The organism is Comamonas resistens (assembly GCF_030064165.1).
In the GTDB taxonomy this organism is placed as follows: domain Bacteria; phylum Pseudomonadota; class Gammaproteobacteria; order Burkholderiales; family Burkholderiaceae_C; genus Comamonas; species Comamonas resistens.
Genome location: NZ_CP125947.1, coordinates 4782504 through 4799724 on the forward strand (window position 1 = coordinate 4782504; position 17221 = coordinate 4799724).

A 17221-nucleotide genomic window follows, 5' to 3' on the forward strand; every position below is an offset into this window, starting at 1 on the left:
AGTAACTGGACTCAAGCGAACTGCCGGACAGTTTGCTTACTCTTGGGTGAAGCGGACATCGCTTGATCGATTCCCTGCTGGAAGATGGCGAGCAGTCCCTCTTCAAGCCCAAGCGTGTGGACGTCGTTCCCACCGTGCTGCAAGCCCAACTGCACGTCCTCGGCAACAGCGAAGTCCTCTTGGTCAAAGACAGCGTCATTCGTATAGTTGAAGCGTTTTTCCAGCGCTTTCTGACCTGCTTCCCCCTGAAACTCCGAGGACTTGTAAAGCATCTCGTGTGTCCAGATCGTTCGGTTCGCAGCCAGCGGGAAGAACATGTTGATGGACACATAGTCCGGATGCATGATGAAGAAGGCCTGCGGAAAAATTGAGTAATACACCGATGCGTAGTCCAGGATGTTCCGATCCGCCAACGGCACCGAGAGCATGTCCAGGAAATTGGTGCGCGCTGCGGAGAGCCGTATGTGATGGCCGTGTTCATAGTGCGCAATAACGCCTTTCCTGAAGGCGTGCGATAGCGTTTCCCGGTGCAGATAAGGAACGTGGTATCCCTCCAAGTAGGTTTTGATCAGTAGCTTCCAGTTGGCGTGCTTGATCACACTGTTCTTGCGGTAGCTGATGAGTTCACCCAGGGCGAAGTGATCGAGGTCATCCCCAATAGGTCCAAGCGCATTGTCAAGGTCTATCTTTCCGCCCGGCGTCGGATGAATCCAGATCAGGCCGGCCCGCTCTACCACGGGAAGTTCTACCAATGCGAAGTTGTCCCGATCTATGTCTGGAAAGTTGTAGGACTTGGTGATCCCTTTGAGGCGACCGTCCAATCCGTAAGTCCAGCCATGAAACGGGCAGATGAAGGCTTTGAGGCACGGTTCTTTGCCTGACACAATGCGAGCGCCTCGGTGGCGGCACGTATTGAGAAAGGCGCGCAGGTGACCATCCGTGCCCCGGACGATCACATATGGGAAGCTGGACCAATCGCTTAACAGGTAGGAGCCGGGTTCACGCACGCTGCTCACGTGCCCTGCAAGCATGGGGTGATGGCGGAACACGCTCGCCATTTCGCGATCAAGGATTTCCGCGTCGGTATAGATGCTTACGGGTAGTTGGACCACCTTCCCAAGCATCTCCTGGTCACGCCCCTTTTTATGTAATGACTCCAACTGGCAAAGGATATCCATCTGGGTGCTTTTGCGCATATCGGCCTCCTGCAGTGTGGGGCAATCTCATTTTTGGAGCTATGGTCAGGCGAATCGGGTTGATTTCAGGCTGCGGGGACAACAGTCCCCTGAGCCAAAGCACAAAGCTTGCGGCTCTCTCCATCCTCCGCGTATATCTCGCACTGACAAATTGCCATCCGTTTGCCAGTGCTGCGTGCCTGCGCACTGGCGATAAGCCTGATACCAACGCCAGGGCGGATATAGTTGATTTTGAATTCAGCCGTCAGCGCGTTGCCCCCTAAAGCGATGCCACCCGCGAAGGTAATGGCGTTGTCGGCCAGGTAGCTGATGACACCACCATGCACGAAACCGTGCTGCTGCAGATGGTGATCCTGGATGGTGAGGGAAAGCTCCGCGCTGTCACCTGTGGAGGCAGTCAACTCCGCGCCGATGAAACGACTGAAGGGCTGGCTGGCAAACACCTGTTGTGCGAATGCCTGAATATCTTTCATTACCTGTCTCCTGGGGCGCTGAGGCCCGACATCATTCATCTGTGGCAGAACTCGTTCAGAGGTGATTCCTGCTATAAATATTCTAGGAATTACCTTTGCTCCTTGTGTTCGGATTTTGGACATGGCCTATCGTCCCAAAAATCTCTCTGGCGCCACACGGCGCAAGCCGCAGCAGTCGCGCTCCCGGCACACGGCTGGCGCGTTGCAGGAAGCGTTTGTTCAGCTTTTGGTGACACGCGACTACGATGCCGTCACGATCCGTGACATCACGGACCTGGCAGGGACAAGCCTTGGGAGCTTCTACGAGTACTTCGGCAACAAAGATAACCTTGCGAAGGTCAGCGTGCATTTGCGCTCCAAGCGTTTGCTTCGGGTTCTGCAGGACGAAAGCCTTGTTTCCATCCGCATGCCATTGGACAAGGCTATGCATGCAGCCGTCGACCAGTTGCTGGAAGCTCACCGTGAGAGCCCACCACTTTGGGGAGTGCATTACCTGCTGGAGCGTCGCTTCTCTGGGATCGATCCCTACGCGAAGATGTATGAACAGTTCGTGGGCGCCTGGCAGCGCTTGATCATGATGGCGTCGGACCGATCCTGCCCTTGGCCACAGGACGTCGCCAGGACTTGCCACACGATCATCTATGGACTCTTCGCACATGCCCATCTACAAGGTCTTGGCACGACCGGGGCGTGCATTGACTACGATCAGTTGCGCCTCCAGTCCCGACATGCATTGCTGGGCTATCTGGCATTGGCAACGCCCCCTTCTGGGCAGCAAAGAAGCATCTCGATGCGGGGAACTAGGCTTCCGATTGAGCGACCAGAAGACGATCAAAAACCCTTCCCCAGGCCTCATCACCCTTGACCTGAGTTGTGGCCACCTCGGCCCGAATCATTGCCACCAGTTCGGCGTGGCCACTTTCGGTGCCTTCCCAGGTCGCGTACCGTCGCACTGGCTCCGCTCCGTGGTGGGTGTAAACCTCGGTCTCAAATAGAGCCGGACTCCGGTCCGGCAGCGGGCTATGCGCCAGGCCGAGGAACATCGTAGAGACCCGAACGTCATCGATCCACGTTTGCGCCACGCGCCGATCAGCCGCCGCAAACCACACTTTCCATTGCGCATCGTCTTCGCACAGCACAACGCGACGATCATCGAGTATGTACTGGCAGGGGTAATAGCCGACGGAAGGGCGACGCAGCATATCGCCAGCCTACCGCAGATCGTCGTTTAGATGCCAGTGATGGCATTGCAAGCCATCAATCCGGTCGCGCGCGAGTTCCTATTGTTTGCTGCCTAGAACAGCCCTGATCTCCACGATCTAGCCATTGCTGATCACACAGGAATGGCGCGATGTTGGCTTCAACCTGGCTGCGCGCCGCGCATCGCGGCGTGCCCACTTTTCTCGTGACGGCCCTTCTACTGGGTCAGTCCCCGGTGGCGTTGGCCGAGCCCCCGGCACAGCGCCAGGAACTGATCGCGGCACTACGCCAGCTCGACGCATTGCAGCGCAGCGTCGCCGACAGCGCAGCCCATGCCCCCATCCAGCCAAGCGAGCGCTACCACTTCGACTACCCACGGCTGCAAGCTGACCTGGCGCGTGTGCGCGCTGGCATCCAGGCCCATCTCACACCGACGCGCGCCCAGCCGCGCGACCTCTCCGAACTGGCCGGCGGCTACCGCACCGAGCGGTCCGTTTCGCCAGCACCTCGGACGACTGCGGAAGGCAAGCCATGAACGGCGCTCAGGTTTCGGCATTTCAAGCCAACAGCGGCATCGCGCCGTCCGCGATGGCGACCGTCCTGGTCGGCGTCGTGTTCGCGGTCCTGCTCGTCTGGGGCGTATGGGCCATCCGAACGGCCTACGTGGGGTGGTCCGAGAGCCGCCTCAACCAGCGCCAGTTCCTTGGCGTGTGCATCCGCTTCATCGCGCTGTACCTCGTCCTGAGTTTCTTCCTCCTCTCCTGACCTGAAAGGCACGACCATGCAAAACCGCATCCTCCATTCCCGCCTCGCCCAGCGCACCGCTCTGGCTCTGGGCACCGCTGCGCTGCCCGCGCTGTCGTTCGCGCAAGGCCTGCCCCAGTTGGAGAACCCGACCCGTGGCACCGGCAACGGCATCATGGAAACGATCAGGAACTATGGCTACGACATCATCATGCTCGTGGCCTTGCTGGTGGTGGCGTCGATGTTCATCGGCGTCTGCTACCACGCCTACGGCACCTATGCGGAAATCCACACCGGCCGCAAGACCTGGGGCCAATTCGGCCTCACGGTCGCCATCGGTGCCGTCCTGCTCGTGATCGGCATCTGGCTGCTCACCGAAGCCACCGGCATCCTGTAAGGCGAAGCCTGTATGTCCGAGCAGCAGCACGTCCGTGCGGACGGGACGGTCACGTTCCTTCCGCACCGGCTCAACCGCCATCCCGTTGTCGTGCGCGGCCTCACCGCCGACGAGCTGTGGATCTGCTGCGGCCTGTCCGGCGCCGCCGGCCTGCTGGTCGGCGCGCCGCTGTCCTGGGTGTTCCGCACGATCGCCATCGCGCCGACGTTCATTGTCCTGGGCGTGGCCTTCGGCGTGTTCATCGGCGGCGGCATCCTGCGCCGCCTCAAGCGCGGCAGGCCCGACACCTGGCTGTACCGCCAACTGCAATGGCGCATCGCCACGCGCCATCGGCTGATGGCCGGATGGGTGGGCGGCCATGTACTGATCTCGCGCTCGGGCTTCTGGACCACCCGAAGGTCTGTTTCAAGGGGAGCACGATGAGCCGCTTCAAGAACGAGATCGCCCACCTGCAGGCGCACATCAGGACACTTCGCCTCGGTGCTGGCGCGCTGGTCATCGTCGCCCTGGTCATGGGTGGCGGCTGGTGGAGCGCCCCACGCGACCTGACCATCCACGTCCCGCCCGATTTGCGTTCCGGCAGCACCCGCAAATGGTGGGAAGTGCCGCCTGAGTCGGTCTATGCGTTCACGTTCTATGTGTTCCAGACCCTCAACCGTTGGCCGACGAATGGTGAGGAGGACTACCCGCGCAACCTCCACACGCTCTCGCCGTACCTCACCCCATCCTGCCAGGCCTTCCTGCGCGCCGACTACGACTATCGGCGCAGCACGGGCGAACTGCGGCAACGCGTGCGCGGTATCTACGAAATCCCCGGCCGCGGCTACGGCGACGATCCCACGGCGCGCGTGCGCGTGGTCTCTGACCGCGATTGGGTGGTGATGCTGGACATCAGCGCCGACGAGTACTACGGCGCGGAGCAGATCAAGCGCGCCCTGGTGCGCTACCCCATCAAGGTCACGCGAGTGGACGTCGATCCTGTCCGCAACCCGTTCGGTATGGCGCTGGACTGCTACGAAGGTACGCCTCAGCGCATCAGCGCACCGGAGCCGACGCGCCCGGCATCGGGTGGCTTGGCTCCGCAAGCGCCTCAAGGAGGTAATTCCCCATGAAGCCCATGAAGCATCCTGTACTCACGCTGCTGGGGCTGCTGGCCGTCGCCGTAGCTCCCGCCGTCCAGGCGTTGGAGATCCTCCGCTGGGAACGCATGCCGCTGGCGGTGCCGCTGAAGGTGGGCCAGGAGCGCATCGTGTTCATCGACCGGAACGTCCGCGTGGGAGTCCCCGCAGGCATTGGCGAGCGCCTGCGCGTGCAAAGCGCGGGCGGCGCGGTGTATCTGCGCGCCAGTGAGCCGATCGAGCCTACGCGGCTACAACTGCAAGACGCCGACACGGGCGCGCTGATCCTGCTGGACATCGCGGCCGAGCCACCCAAGGACGGCGAACCGGCATTGGAGCCGGTGCGCATCGTCGAGGGCAACAGCACTCCGGCGCGCTATGGCGACCAGGCGGGCGATGCCGACAAGGCCTCGGCGCGCGGCCAGGACCAGGCAGGCGCACGGGCAGCGCGACGCGAAACCCCTGTGTCGGTCGTCCTGACACGCTTTGCTGCACAGAACCTCTATGCGCCGCTGCGCACTGTAGAAGCCATACCCGGCGTCATGCGCGTCAACCTGCGCCGCGACCTCGATCTCGGCACGCTGATGCCAACGTTGCCCGTTCGTGCGATCGCGATCGCGTCGTGGCGTCTGGAAGACCAGTGGGTCACCGCCGTGCGTCTGACCAACACCGGCACGGGCTGGGTCACGCTTGACCCGCGCGTGCTGCAAGGGGACTTCCTCACCGCCACCTTCCAGCACGAGGCGCTTGGCCCACGCGGAACGCCAGAAGACACGACCGTCCTGTACCTGGTGACGCGCGGGCGCGGCCTCGCGCAGTCGCTGCTGCCGGCGATCCACCGCTTCGATCCGGCCGCACATCTGCCGCTGCCACCGACCTCATCGGAACAGGGACGCGAAGCCTCGGACAACAAGGAGGCCGGCCATGCGCAGTAACGGACTTCTGAAGTGGTTGCTGATTCCCGTCGTCCTGCTGGTGCTGTTCATTGCCATCCGGCTGTTCTCGGGTGGAGACTCGTCGGCGCCAGCCGCTGAAGATGCCAGTGCCCAACTCACGCCCGAGGAAATGAAGGCGCTGGGTATCGAAGGCGATACGCCCCGCGACACCGTGGCCACGCTCGTCGCCCAGGTAAAGCAGTTTCGCACCGAGCTTCAGGGCGCGCTCTCGGACAACAAGTCCCAGCGCGAGGAGAACCAGCGGCTGCGCCAGCGCGAGAACTCCATCGACCAGCGCATCAATTCAGCCCTCGAATCCGAACGTTCCAACCTGCGCCGCGACCAGCAGCTGGCGGCCAGCGATCGCCAGCAGACCGAGGGGCTTCTCTCCGATCTGCAGCGGCGTCTGGAGAGCATCGGCGGGCGCGGCGAAGGCCATGCTGATTTGCCTGTGGGCTTTGGACTGCGTGACGGCGACGAGGCAGGCATGGAAGGTGGCCTGCGCTGGGTCGAACCGGATGACGCGAAGCCTGCAGAGGGGCGCAATGCAAGTCGCGGAACGAAAAGCAGCCCGAGTTTCCCCACGAGTTTTGGTCCCGCGCAGAGCACGCAGAAAACGCCGGCCGAACCCGCGGAAAAAACGGGGGCAAACACCACGAACGCAAAGAGCGCCAAGCCCGTCTATACCGTGCCGACGAACTCGACGCTGATGGGATCTGTGGCTATGACGGCGCTGATCGGCCGCGTTCCGATCGACGGCACGGTCAACGATCCATACCCATTCAAAGTCCTCGTCGGCCCCGACAACCTCACCGCCAACGGGATCGATATTCCGGACGTTGCCGGTGCCGTGTTTTCCGGCACTGCATCGGACGACTGGACGCTCTCGTGCGTGCGCGGCCAGGTGCGCAGCATCACCTTCGTCTTCCACGACGGCACGATTCGCACGATCCCCGATGACAGCAATGGCAACCAGCAGAACAGCCAGCAGCAGAACGCTCAAGGTGGAGGCCTGGGTTGGATCAGCGATCCCTATGGCATCCCTTGCGTCGGCGGGGAGCGGCGCAGCAACGCCCAGCAATACCTCGGCTCGCAGGCCCTGATCACGGCCGCTGGTGCCGGCGTGGCCTCGTTGATCGACAGCGACAGCGGCCAGATGTCCTACGTGGGCGCCGATGGCTCCATCGGCAGCGTCGGCATCTCGGGCAACGAGGCCATGGGCCGCATCCTGGCGGGTGGCGTGCGCGACATGGCCGACTGGGCGAACAAGCTGTACGGAGAAGCCTTTGCCGCCATCTATGTCCAGCCCGGCGCGAAGGTCGCCGTCCACCTCGAAAAACCGCTCGCCATCGACTTCGATGCCGAAGGCCGCAAGGTCGATCACCGCGCAGGAGAAAGCCATGCCCTCGAACTTGACTAACCTGGCCCGGGGCCTGGCGCTGGCCGTTGCCGTCGCCGTACTCGGCGGCTGCGCCACCAGCAAGGACAAGCTGCTGCCGCACGGCGACAGCACGATGATGGACATCTGGCAGCAGAACGCTGGTGATGGCGGCGGTAGCACAGGCAAGGCCGCACGCAGGCAGTTGCTTGATGCACGCCAGAGTCTGCGCCGGCCGCTGACCGATGCCGATGTGCAGGCAGCGCCCGCGGAGCAAATGCGCTACACGCGCACGGCGCGCAACGAGGTCTATCGCCAATTCCAGCGCCTGCCCAATCCCGACCTGGTGATGTACGTGTACCCGCACCTGGCGGGCACGGATCCCGTGCCGGTTCCGGGCTACACCACGGTCTTCCCGCTGTACCAGCGCGTGCAGTACGCCATGCCAGGCGAGCGCTTGGAGGACTACTGATGCGCTGGAAGCTCCCTTGGCCGAATCTGGACGCATCTGGCGCTGGCGATGACGAGCAGCCGGACGGCTGGCAGCGCCACGTCGAAGCCTTGCGCCAGGCCGGCATCCCTGAACCCGGCACGGCGGTCCAGGGTCGCAGGCCGGCGACCGTGGCGGACGAGCAGGCGCTGTACGACGTCGCGCCATCCTTCACCGAACTGCTGCCGTGGGTGGAATTCCTGCCCGGGTCGAAGTCCATGCTGCTGGAGGATGGGCAATCGGTCGCGGCCTTCTACGAGTTGGTGCCGCTGGGCACCGAGGGCCGGGAACCCGGCTGGCTCGCGCATGCCCGCGATGCCTTGGAGAACGCGCTCCAGGACTCGTTCGATGAACTGGACGAGAACCCCTGGGTACTCCAGCTCTACGCGCAGGACGAACCCAGCTTCGATCAGTACATGCAGACCCTGCGCGACTACGTGCAGCCGCGCGCCCGCAATACGGCCTTCACCGAGTTCTACCTGCGCTTCTTCGGTCACCACCTGCGCGCGGTCGCCAAGCCGGGCGGGCTGTTCGAGGACACGGTGGTCACGCGGCTGCGCTGGCGCGGACAGACGCGGCGCGTGCGCATGGTGATCTATCGCCGTGCCACAAACCAGGCAAGCCGTCGCGGTCAGACGCCCGAACAGATGCTGAACATCGTCTGCGACCGCCTGTGCGGCGGGCTGGCGAACGCCGGCATCCAGGCCCGGCGCATGGCCGCAGCCGATGTCCATGACTGGCTGCTGCGGTGGTTCAACCCGAACCCCACGCTGCTCGGGCCTGGTGCCGAGGATCGGGAGCGCTTTTATGCGCTGGCACGCTACCCCGACAGTACCGAGGGCAGCGAAGACGGCGAGATCGAACTGGCGAGTGGGCGGGATTTCAGCCAGCGGCTATTCTTCGGCCAGCCGCGCTCCGACGTCGCGCAGGGCACCTGGTGCTTCGACGGCATGCCGCACCGTGTGCTGATCACCGACCGCTTGCGCATGCCGCCCGGCACGGGACACCTGACGGGAGAGACGCGCAAGGGCGATGCGATCAACACGCTGTTCGACCAGATGCCGGAAGACACCTTGATGTGTCTCACCATCGTTGCCACGCCGCAGGATGTGTTGGAAGCGGACTTGAACCACCTGGCGAAGAAGGCCGTGGGCGAGACGCTGGCGTCGGAACAGACGCTCAAGGATGTGCATGAGGCACGCTCCCTCATCGGCAGCGCGCACAAACTCTACCGGGGGACGCTGGCTTTCTACCTGCGCGGGCGAGATGAGGCGGAACTGGATCGGCGCGGTCTGGACTTGGCGAACGTCATGCTCAACGCCGGCCTGCAGCCGGTGCGCGAGGATGACGAGGTGGCACCGCTCAACAGCTACCTGCGCTGGTTGCCGTGCTGCTACAACCCTGGCCAGGATCGGCGCAAGTGGTACACGCAACTGATGTTCGCCCAGCACGCGGCGAACTTGTCGCCGGTGTGGGGCCGTGCCCAGGGTACAGGGCACCCCGGCATCACCATGTTCAATCGCGGTGGCGGGCCGATCACCTTCGACCCGCTCAACCGCCTGGACCGGCAGATGAACGCCCATCTATTCCTGTTCGGTCCTACCGGCTCCGGCAAGAGTGCAACGCTCAACAACCTCTTGAACCAGGTCACGGCCATCTACCGGCCACGGTTGTTCATCGTGGAAGCCGGCAACAGCTTCGGCCTGTTCAGCGACTTCGCGCGCAAGCTCGGGCTCACCGTGAACCGGGTCAAGCTGGCCCCTGGCTCCGGCATCAGCCTAGCGCCGTTCGCAGACGCACGCCGGCTGATCGAAACGCCCAGCGACGTGCAGACGCTCGATGCCGATGCGCTGGATGAAGACCAGCCGCCGGATACCCCGGCCATGGAAGCGGATGAACAGCGAGATGTGCTGGGCGAGTTGGAGATCACGGCCCGGCTGATGATCACGGGCGGAGAAGATAAGGAAGAAGCCCGGATGACGCGGGCCGACCGTTCGCTGATCCGCCAATGCATCCTCGATGCCGCCGAGCAGTGCGTGGCCGAGAAACGTACGGTACTCACGCGCGACGTGCGCAACGCGCTGCGCGCCCGGGGCCAAGACCCGACGCTGCCCGAGATGCGGCGCGTGCGGTTGCTGGAGATGGCAGACGCGATGGATATGTTCTGCCAAGGCACGGACGGCGAGATGTTCGACCGCGACGGATCTCCGTGGCCCGAGGCCGATATCACCCTGGTGGATCTCGCAACGTATGCCCGCGAGGGCTACAACGCCCAGCTTTCCATCGCCTACATCAGCCTGATCAGCACGGTGAACAACATCGCCGAACGCGACCAGTACCTGGGCCGTCCCATCGTCAACGTCACAGACGAAGGACACATCATCACCAAAAATCCATTGCTTGCCCCCTACGTGGTCAAGATCACAAAAATGTGGCGGAAGCTGGGTGCCTGGTACTGGTTGGCTACGCAAAATATCGACGATCTGCCGCGTGCTGCCGAGCCGATGTTGAACATGATCGAATGGTGGATTTGCCTGTCGATGCCGCCGGACGAGGTGGAAAAAATCGCCAGGTTCCGCGAACTCTCACCAGCGCAAAAGGCGTTGATGCTGTCCGCCCGCAAGGAGGCGGGAAAATTCACCGAGGGCGTCATCCTGTCGAAGTCGCTGGAGGTGCTATTCCGCGCCGTGCCGCCGAGCCTGTACCTCGCGCTCGCGCAAACCGAACCCGAAGAGAAAGCCGAGCGCTACCAGCTCATGCAGCAATACGGCTGCAACGAACTGGAAGCGGCCTTCAAGGTCGCCGAGAAGATCGACCGGGCACGGGGCATCGAATCGCCCGCGCTGAACCTGCCGCAATAGCCGCCGGAGAACGCCATGAAGCCGAAACGTCCTTCCATCCCAATACCAATACAGGTTCAGGCGTATCGCCGCCGTCGCCGTGGACGGTCTCGTTGGCCTTGGGCCTTGGTCGCTGCACTGATCGCGCTGCTGCTGATCTGGCTCGTGTCCCGGCCGCCCGACGAATCCTCGCCGCAACCGCCCACGGCGGTCAGCACGGCACAGGTCGATGGGCCGCCATGGCTGATGGGCAACCCAGAGGGCCGTTTCATGCTGACGCTCTATGCGGACCTGGAATGCCCGTTCTGCCGGGAGTACTTCCCGCAGATCAAGCGGTGGGTGGGCAGCAACGCCGATGTGGCCCTGCAATGGCAGCACCTGCCTCTGGCCGCACACGAGCCTGCCGCGTCAACCGAGGCACGCCTGGCGGAATGCGCCGCCGAAGCTGGCGGGCATGCCGCGTTCTGGCAAGCCGTCGAGTGGGTCTATGCCCATACGCGTAGCGACGGCCAAGGCTTGCCTGATGGCTTACGCTACCCCGAATCAACGCCAGCCATTGAGCAATGCCTGGCGAGCGAACAAACCGAGGCGACCATCCGCACCCAGGCCGCTGAAGCCACGAAAAGCGGAGTGACCGCCACGCCGTCGCTGCGTGTGCTCGATCGCCAGACTGGCCAAGCCATTCTGCTGCAGGGACCGGTCGAAGGCGATGCCTTGCTGTCTGCTATGGACATGCTGGCGACCGAAGATACGGCCAGCGGCGCATCCGCCATCCCCACATCCGAAATGCCTGCCGACGTTGTCGGCGACATGCCCAGGTAGCCCTCGGTCTTGGAGGCTACGGCACGGCTTTGCCGCGCTGACCGCTACCCGTTCGCTTCGCATCCTGGCTGCGAACAATCACCGCTGTGCGGTGGTGGATGCATCTTGTTCCGCTGTTTCCATCCCCAGGAGGGCTTGCCCCTTCCAGGGTTCGCACCCTCCGATCTCATCGTCAGGAGGTTTGCCATGTCTTCTCTAGTCAATGATGCCTGTACAGGGTGTCTCTCTACTATCACACCCCAGTCCGATGACTGGATCATCCAGAAAGCCATCGAAGTGCTGGAACAGCGTATGTTCAAGGCAGGTCCGCTCCTTGAGCGGCCTCAAGCCGTGAAGGACTATCTGCGCCTGAAACTTGTCGCCGAGCCCAATGAAGTGTTCGCCATCTTGTTCATGAACAGCCAGCATGAGGTGCTGGCCTACGAACCGATGTTCAAGGGCACCATCGATTCGGCTGGCGTACATCCTCGCGTTGTCTTGCAGAGGGCCTTGGAGCTGAATGCTGCCGCCGCGATTTTTCCCCACCAACACCCATCGGGCAAAACGGAACCATCAAGTGCGGACCGCCAGTTGACCACCCACCTGAAGACCGCGCTGGAATTCATCGATGTGCGGGTACTGGACCACATCATCGTCGGCAAGGGCACCCCATACTCTTTCGCAGAGTCCGGCCTGCTATAGCAGCAATGGCATCAGTTTCACTGATCACTGCGGGAGCTTCGACTCCCGCATTTTCTTTGCGGCAAGACAAGAGCGTCGATCCTCGGGTTGCTCATTCGGCGATCTGCTTGCGGGCCTCGCGCACCCCCATCTTGAGCACTTCGCGCACGCGCACCAGTTGCGCCTCGCGCGGGGTGACCTGGCCTTTTTCCCATTTGTAGACGCTCAGCGTCGAGACACCGAGCAGGCGCGCCATTTCATTCTGGGTCATGCCGAATGCCTTTCGCTTGGCCGCGAGCGCCTCATGGCTGAAAACAAACGCACGCTTCCTGCGCTTGCCTGTGACCTGTCCGGAAGCGCCCTCCACTGGCTGCTGCGGCGGCCGGCGTTCGGCTGTCGCCATCGCTCTTTCCAGCGCCTTGGCGAGGCTACGCACCTGACCCGCCAGTTCCTTGACGTCGCGTTTGAGCGCAGCAACGTCTCCGCGCTGACTCATCACCGCCTTGCGCAGAGAGGACATCTCTTTCTTGTTGTCCTTGCGCGCAATGCGAGCAACCTCCGATCTGAACGATTCAGAAAATGCAGTCATGGTCTGTGGCACCCTCGCCGATGAGTTGAATGAAGGTCACTCGAAGCACCAAAGCCGTCAGGTGTCGCCACCCGCAGCAAGCCCCAGGTGGACTTATTTACCCGCCTTGCGCTTTGCGGCCTTGGGGTCGACAGCAGCCTTGAACTTTGCGCCCGCCACAAACTTCGGAACGGTCGACGCGGGGATCTTCAGGGCCACACCGGTAGCAGGGTTCTTGCCGGTACGGGCTGCACGCTTCGCGGACTTGAAGGTGCCAAAGCCCACCAACTGGACGACATCGCCTTTTTTGACAGCGGTCTGGATGGTCTCGATCAGGGTATCGAGCACGGCATTGGTAGCAGCCTTGGACAGATCGTTCTTGGAAGCGAGGATTTCCACGAGTTCGGCGCGATTCATAGGAATGGGTATCCGTTGAGAGTGAAGAATCGTAATTTATAACCGATCGCAAGTTATGTGTCGCAGAAAGCGCTCGCTGAGCCTTCGGACATACATCCACCTTCTGCGCAGGTATCGCCGTTACAACCAATCTAGCTGAGAGCCTGAGTAGGCCAGACCTTTCTCGCAACACCGAGGGGAAGATGATGCAGATGGTTCTAGAAGTAGTTGACCAGGCCGATCACAGCGGTGACCGTGAAATAGGCTTGCAGAGCCAAAAATCCGAACAGGCGCTTGCGAAACGCCATTCCAACGAACATGGCGTTGCTGACAAAGAACAAGACCCAAGCGAACTTGACATGCTCCCCATTGAATGAAAGAAGCATAGACCCCCCCGCGCTGAAGAAGGACGCCACGCATTCCGTCTTGTTGCGGCGTACGTACTCGACTGTTGAAGCCAGGAGCCGCATGCGGTGACTCGCGCGCGCGCAGTCGGCACCATCTTGTGGCCGAGGCGGTTTGTCGGAGTTGCACGGAACCATGGCGCCAATGTAGAAACTCACCGTGCCAACGTCTCAATAAACCGTGTTTCCTGCCATCTCCGGTTGACGCTTGACAGATCCATTTGTGCCGGGCAGCAAGCCTGCCCCTCTCTTCGGGTGAGGAGCGGCCATGGCCCTCCTGCTGTCTCGGATGGCTTGTGCAGGGTCGAGTTCATTTCTGCGGGCTGCGTGGTGTCCACTGGCAAATAGGACACGCCGAGTTGCGCATTGTTTGCCCCTAAAGAGCATGCGTCAGCGTCTCATAGACATCTGATCACTTTCTGGGGCTCTCGACATGTCGGCATCTCATTCACGGTTCGCTCCGGGCTGGCGAACTCTCGGCCTGGCCGTGGCACTGCCGGCCGCTCTGGCTGTTTTCAGCCCGGCCACCTTCGCCGCGGACGTTGTGGTCGTCACCGACAGCCATCACCCGGTCAAGACCATGGGCGGTGAGCGGCTGATCGAGCTGGACGAAGCCCACCGGATTGAAGCGGAGCTTTCGGCAGAACTGCCCACCGATCCGGAACAGGCGACGGCCATCGCCAAGCGACGGCTCTCCAGCGGCGGCGCTGACCTGCAGCGCCGCATCGCCATCGCATACCAAGGCGTCACCGACGCTTGGAGCCTGGGTGTCACCAGCATCCCGGCAATCGTGGTGGACCAGCGCTACGTGGTCTATGGCGAGCCGGACGTGGCACGCGCCGTCGCGCGCATCGAGCAGCACCGGAGGGCACAGCCATGACTCGCACATTTGACTTGGTGCGCCGCCTGCGCGCTGGCGTGGCGTCCGTGCTGCTGTTGAGCGCCACGGGCAGCTACGCCCTCAACACAGCAACGATCGTGGGCTCCGTGGCTTCGCCTGACTGCCTGGAGTACCGGGTGGTGGGCATCTGCTACTGGCTCTACTGCTCGTGGGGCGGCTGCACGGTACGCACGTCCGTCAAAGTGCGCCACTACATCCCCGATGCTGTTGTCTCCAGCTACAGCAACACCGGGGCGAACCCCTGGATCGAAGTCCGGGCGATGAGCATGCCCAACCCCACGGCCCAGGCGGGCGGGGACGGAACCACGAACGAAGATCACGAGAACAATCTCGCGAAGTTCAAGAACGCGGACGTCATCGGCCATCCCGGTGCCGAGGTGTTCAACCAGTTCGTCTCGTCCTCGGGCTACTTCTGCGAAGGCGCGGGCACGGCGTTCATGCCGTACCTGCTCAGTACCCTGGACACGCTGGCCTGGCGCTACAACGTGCCGGAGATGGTCTACCCCGAAGCGCTGATTCCCGGGATGCGGGAGGTCGGCGCACGCACTTCGATGAATCTCTGGGGGAGCGTGTATCCCCGTGGCGGCTTCCTGCACCAGACCGACGACTTCAAGGCTGGCGCAGTGGTGGCCCAGCGCGCGGGTGATGTGGTCACGCGCCGCGGACAGATCCACGTCTATCAGCCGATGTTGGCGGACTCGCGGCCCGGCTACTGGCCTGCCGGTGCGCTGATGGAGGGCGATGCCTCGACCGGCAAGTGGCAGGAACTCACCCCCGTCCTGTCCTCGTCCTGCACGGTGTTCCCGCGCAGCGGCTTCCTGACCCAGGCCCAGCAAGGCGACTACGCCTGGGCGCTCTGGCGGCCCTATGCGTGCTGCCAGCGGCGGGGCCAGGTGTTCCTTGGCAGCATTGATTTCCTCTGAGGTGGCGCGATGAAACATCGTGAATTCAAACAACTCTCCGTCCCGGTGCGCCGCGCGAGGCACGCTCTCGCACTGGCGAGCGCACTGGCGCTGGCCAGCGGCGTGGCCTGGGGACAACTGGGATACCAGACCAGCGGCAGCGTCATCGGCGATGACGTCATGTACTCAATCGGCGGCGGCAACGCGGTGTCCATGGGCCGTGCGGCCGGCATGCGTTCCATCGGGGTCGGTGTCGGTTGGAACAGCAACCTGATCTGCGGTGACATGAGCATCCAGACCACGTTGAAGAACCAGCTCAACGGCATCACCAACGGGTTCCAGCAGATCATGTCGACGGTGATCCAGAACGCCACCAGCGCGGTCGCGTCCCTGCCGGCGCTGATCATCCAGCGGGCCGATCCCGGCCTCTACAACCTGCTCACGAACGGGGTGCTGCAGGCTCGGCTGGACTTCGACCGCTCCAAGCTGACGTGCCGAGCGATGGCCGAGAAGATGGCTAACATGGCGGGCGGTCAGCTCGGCTGGAGCCAGATGGCGGAAGGCATGGCTTTGCGCGATGCCGTTTCGAGCACCGATGCCGTCTCGGCCATCGAGCAGGCCGAGACGCGCCGGGGTAACGACGGCGTGCCCTGGGTGGGTGGCGGCAATGCCGGCGGCGCGGGCCAGTCCGCCATCAAGGTGGTGGGCGATGTCACCCGTGCGGGCTACAACCTGGTCAATGGCCGAGGCGTGACTGACACGTCATCCATCCCGACCGCCAGTTGCGCGAGCCTGTCGTGCCAGACCTGGACCTCGCCGCAGCAGGCGGTCGAATGGGCCACGCGGGTCCTCGGGGAGCAGGAGCAGCGCACCTGCGATTCGTGCACGAAGACCGAGACGGTGCCCGGCGTCGGCCTCACGCCTTTGATTCAGGAAGAGTACGAAACCAAGCTGCAGGCGCTTCAGGATTTGGTCTCCAAGACCAAGAGCACAACGACTGAAAACCTGAGCGAGGCTGGCAGTGCATCGCTGCCGATCACGCGCGGTGTGATCGAAGCGCTGCGCGACGAGCCGGACCAGCACCTGCTATCACAGCGCCTGGCGTCCGAGGTCGCCCTGTCCTCGGTTCTGGAGAAAGCGCTGCTGCTGCAACGCACGCTGCTGACGGGCAAGAAGGAACCCAATGTCGCGGCTAATGAGCTTGCCGTGGAGGCAGTGAACAAGGAAAGCGACACGCTCGACCGCGAGATCCGCAACCTCAAGACGGAATTGGAGCTGCGCCGCGAACTGGCGAACAACTCGCCGATGGCGATCATCCAGCGGCACAGCACGCGCGCGGCTGGCTCGCGCGGTATCTACCAGGGCGATCCGGTGCCCGACCGCCTCGACCAGTTGCAGAAGGGCAATCCGGGAGGCAACCCATGAGCCCGATGCGCGCAAGCTGGCTGCGGCCGCACTGGCTGTTCAGCCGCCGCACGGCAAAGGCGCTGCTGTGGACGGTGGTGATCGTTGCTTCCGCCGTGGGAGCCAACGTCGCCGGCATTTACCTGGTCGGCAGCATTGCCGGCTGGGACCGGTGGCTGGCAGCCGCCTCAGGCTACTTCCTGGTGTGGCGGTTGTGCCTGTACGGGGCGACGGTCTATGGCTGGGTCTGGATGCGTCGGCGGCTGTTGGCGCGCGAGGCCGATCACGAAGCCGTGCGGCAGGCACGGCGCCGCCTGCTGCGCAGCGAGATCGCCGGCGTCGTCGCCATCGTGGCGCTCGAAGCCAGCCTGCTGATGCAGGGCTGAGGGGAGG

General features: G+C 63.1%; 22 protein-coding genes. 17 read left to right on the forward strand and 5 right to left on the reverse strand.

The genetic code is table 11. From position 1 onward, the window contains the following. Positions 1 to 11: 11 nt before the first annotated feature. Complete coding sequence (locus tag QMY55_RS22345; protein ID WP_283486292.1) at positions 12 to 1196, reverse strand: aromatic ring-hydroxylating oxygenase subunit alpha; 1185 nt, start codon at positions 1194 to 1196, stop codon at positions 12 to 14. A gap of 65 nt (positions 1197 to 1261) precedes the next feature. Next, positions 1262 to 1669, reverse strand: a complete 408-nt coding sequence (locus tag QMY55_RS22350) for a PaaI family thioesterase (protein ID WP_283486293.1) — start codon at positions 1667 to 1669, stop codon at positions 1262 to 1264. 121 nt (positions 1670 to 1790) lie between these two features. Here QMY55_RS22350 and QMY55_RS22355 point away from each other — a divergent pair, with 121 nt between their 5' ends. The 13 genes from QMY55_RS22355 to radC all read left to right on the forward strand — a co-directional run bounded on the left by QMY55_RS22355 (position 1791) and on the right by radC (position 12274). Beyond that, positions 1791 to 2534: a TetR/AcrR family transcriptional regulator gene (locus QMY55_RS22355; RefSeq protein WP_283486294.1), complete on the forward strand. Its 744-nt coding sequence runs from the start codon at positions 1791 to 1793 to the stop codon at positions 2532 to 2534. Between the two features lie 157 nt (positions 2535 to 2691). After that, positions 2692 to 2901: a hypothetical protein gene (locus QMY55_RS22360; RefSeq protein ID WP_283486295.1), complete on the forward strand. Its 210-nt coding sequence runs from the start codon at positions 2692 to 2694 to the stop codon at positions 2899 to 2901. A 119-nt stretch (positions 2902 to 3020) separates the two neighbouring features. Beyond that, on the forward strand, positions 3021 to 3404 hold the full coding sequence (locus QMY55_RS22365) for an integrative conjugative element protein, RAQPRD family (RefSeq protein ID WP_283486296.1): 384 nt from the start codon (positions 3021 to 3023) through the stop codon (positions 3402 to 3404). Next, positions 3401 to 3634 (forward strand): TIGR03758 family integrating conjugative element protein, encoded by a 234-nt coding sequence (locus tag QMY55_RS22370; RefSeq protein ID WP_040277343.1) that lies wholly within the window; start codon positions 3401 to 3403, stop codon positions 3632 to 3634. Before QMY55_RS22365 ends, QMY55_RS22370 begins: the two co-directional genes overlap by 4 nt. A gap of 16 nt (positions 3635 to 3650) precedes the next feature. After that, positions 3651 to 4010: a TIGR03745 family integrating conjugative element membrane protein gene (locus QMY55_RS22375; RefSeq protein WP_283486297.1), complete on the forward strand. Its 360-nt coding sequence runs from the start codon at positions 3651 to 3653 to the stop codon at positions 4008 to 4010. Between the two features lie 12 nt (positions 4011 to 4022). Beyond that, positions 4023 to 4433, forward strand: a complete 411-nt coding sequence (locus QMY55_RS22380; protein ID WP_283486298.1) for a TIGR03750 family conjugal transfer protein — start codon at positions 4023 to 4025, stop codon at positions 4431 to 4433. Continuing rightward, a complete protein-coding gene (locus QMY55_RS22385) occupies positions 4430 to 5122 on the forward strand; it encodes a PFL_4703 family integrating conjugative element protein (RefSeq protein WP_283486299.1) in 693 nt (230 codons plus the stop codon). Before QMY55_RS22380 ends, QMY55_RS22385 begins: the two co-directional genes overlap by 4 nt. After that, positions 5119 to 6063: a TIGR03749 family integrating conjugative element protein gene (locus tag QMY55_RS22390; RefSeq protein ID WP_456064498.1), complete on the forward strand. Its 945-nt coding sequence runs from the start codon at positions 5119 to 5121 to the stop codon at positions 6061 to 6063. Before QMY55_RS22385 ends, QMY55_RS22390 begins: the two co-directional genes overlap by 4 nt. Beyond that, positions 6053 to 7483: a TIGR03752 family integrating conjugative element protein gene (locus QMY55_RS22395; RefSeq protein ID WP_283486300.1), complete on the forward strand. Its 1431-nt coding sequence runs from the start codon at positions 6053 to 6055 to the stop codon at positions 7481 to 7483. Before QMY55_RS22390 ends, QMY55_RS22395 begins: the two co-directional genes overlap by 11 nt. Continuing rightward, positions 7464 to 7913, forward strand: a complete 450-nt coding sequence (locus tag QMY55_RS22400; protein WP_283486301.1) for a TIGR03751 family conjugal transfer lipoprotein — start codon at positions 7464 to 7466, stop codon at positions 7911 to 7913. The genes QMY55_RS22395 and QMY55_RS22400 overlap by 20 nt, the downstream gene beginning before the upstream one ends. Continuing rightward, complete coding sequence (locus QMY55_RS22405; protein WP_283486302.1) at positions 7913 to 10792, forward strand: conjugative transfer ATPase; 2880 nt, start codon at positions 7913 to 7915, stop codon at positions 10790 to 10792. The genes QMY55_RS22400 and QMY55_RS22405 overlap by 1 nt, the downstream gene beginning before the upstream one ends. Positions 10793 to 10807: 15 nt before the next feature. Then, positions 10808 to 11593, forward strand: coding sequence for a DsbA family protein (locus tag QMY55_RS22410; protein ID WP_283486303.1), 786 nt, complete (start codon positions 10808 to 10810; stop codon positions 11591 to 11593). Between the two features lie 186 nt (positions 11594 to 11779). After that, positions 11780 to 12274, forward strand: a complete 495-nt coding sequence (gene radC, locus QMY55_RS22415; protein ID WP_283486304.1) for a RadC family protein — start codon at positions 11780 to 11782, stop codon at positions 12272 to 12274. Positions 12275 to 12365: 91 nt separating this feature from the next. Here the strand turns inward: radC and QMY55_RS22420 are convergent, their stop codons facing one another. The 3 genes from QMY55_RS22420 to QMY55_RS22430 form a co-directional block, all read right to left on the reverse strand. Next, positions 12366 to 12842 carry a helix-turn-helix domain-containing protein gene (locus tag QMY55_RS22420; protein ID WP_283486305.1) on the reverse strand — a complete coding sequence of 159 codons (477 nt, stop codon included), beginning with the start codon at positions 12840 to 12842 and terminating at the stop codon, positions 12366 to 12368. A 93-nt stretch (positions 12843 to 12935) separates the two neighbouring features. Further along, complete coding sequence (locus QMY55_RS22425) at positions 12936 to 13238, reverse strand: HU family DNA-binding protein (RefSeq protein WP_283486306.1); 303 nt, start codon at positions 13236 to 13238, stop codon at positions 12936 to 12938. Between the two features lie 197 nt (positions 13239 to 13435). Then, entirely contained in the window at positions 13436 to 13780 is a 345-nt protein-coding gene (locus tag QMY55_RS22430) for a hypothetical protein (RefSeq protein WP_283486307.1), read from the reverse strand. Positions 13781 to 14054: 274 nt separating this feature from the next. On the opposite strand from QMY55_RS22430, the gene QMY55_RS22435 reads away from it, so the two are divergent. Genes QMY55_RS22435 through QMY55_RS22450 form a run of 4 tightly spaced genes read left to right on the forward strand, consistent with a single transcriptional unit; the run spans position 14055 to position 17214 of the window. Next, positions 14055 to 14501: a TIGR03757 family integrating conjugative element protein gene (locus tag QMY55_RS22435; RefSeq protein WP_283486308.1), complete on the forward strand. Its 447-nt coding sequence runs from the start codon at positions 14055 to 14057 to the stop codon at positions 14499 to 14501. Continuing rightward, positions 14498 to 15445 carry a TIGR03756 family integrating conjugative element protein gene (locus tag QMY55_RS22440; protein ID WP_283486309.1) on the forward strand — a complete coding sequence of 316 codons (948 nt, stop codon included), beginning with the start codon at positions 14498 to 14500 and terminating at the stop codon, positions 15443 to 15445. The genes QMY55_RS22435 and QMY55_RS22440 overlap by 4 nt, the downstream gene beginning before the upstream one ends. A 9-nt stretch (positions 15446 to 15454) precedes the next feature. Next, positions 15455 to 16849 carry an integrating conjugative element protein gene (locus tag QMY55_RS22445; protein WP_283486310.1) on the forward strand — a complete coding sequence of 465 codons (1395 nt, stop codon included), beginning with the start codon at positions 15455 to 15457 and terminating at the stop codon, positions 16847 to 16849. Further along, complete coding sequence (locus QMY55_RS22450) at positions 16846 to 17214, forward strand: hypothetical protein (RefSeq protein WP_283486311.1); 369 nt, start codon at positions 16846 to 16848, stop codon at positions 17212 to 17214. Before QMY55_RS22445 ends, QMY55_RS22450 begins: the two co-directional genes overlap by 4 nt. The last annotated feature ends 7 nt before the right edge of the window (positions 17215 to 17221 follow it).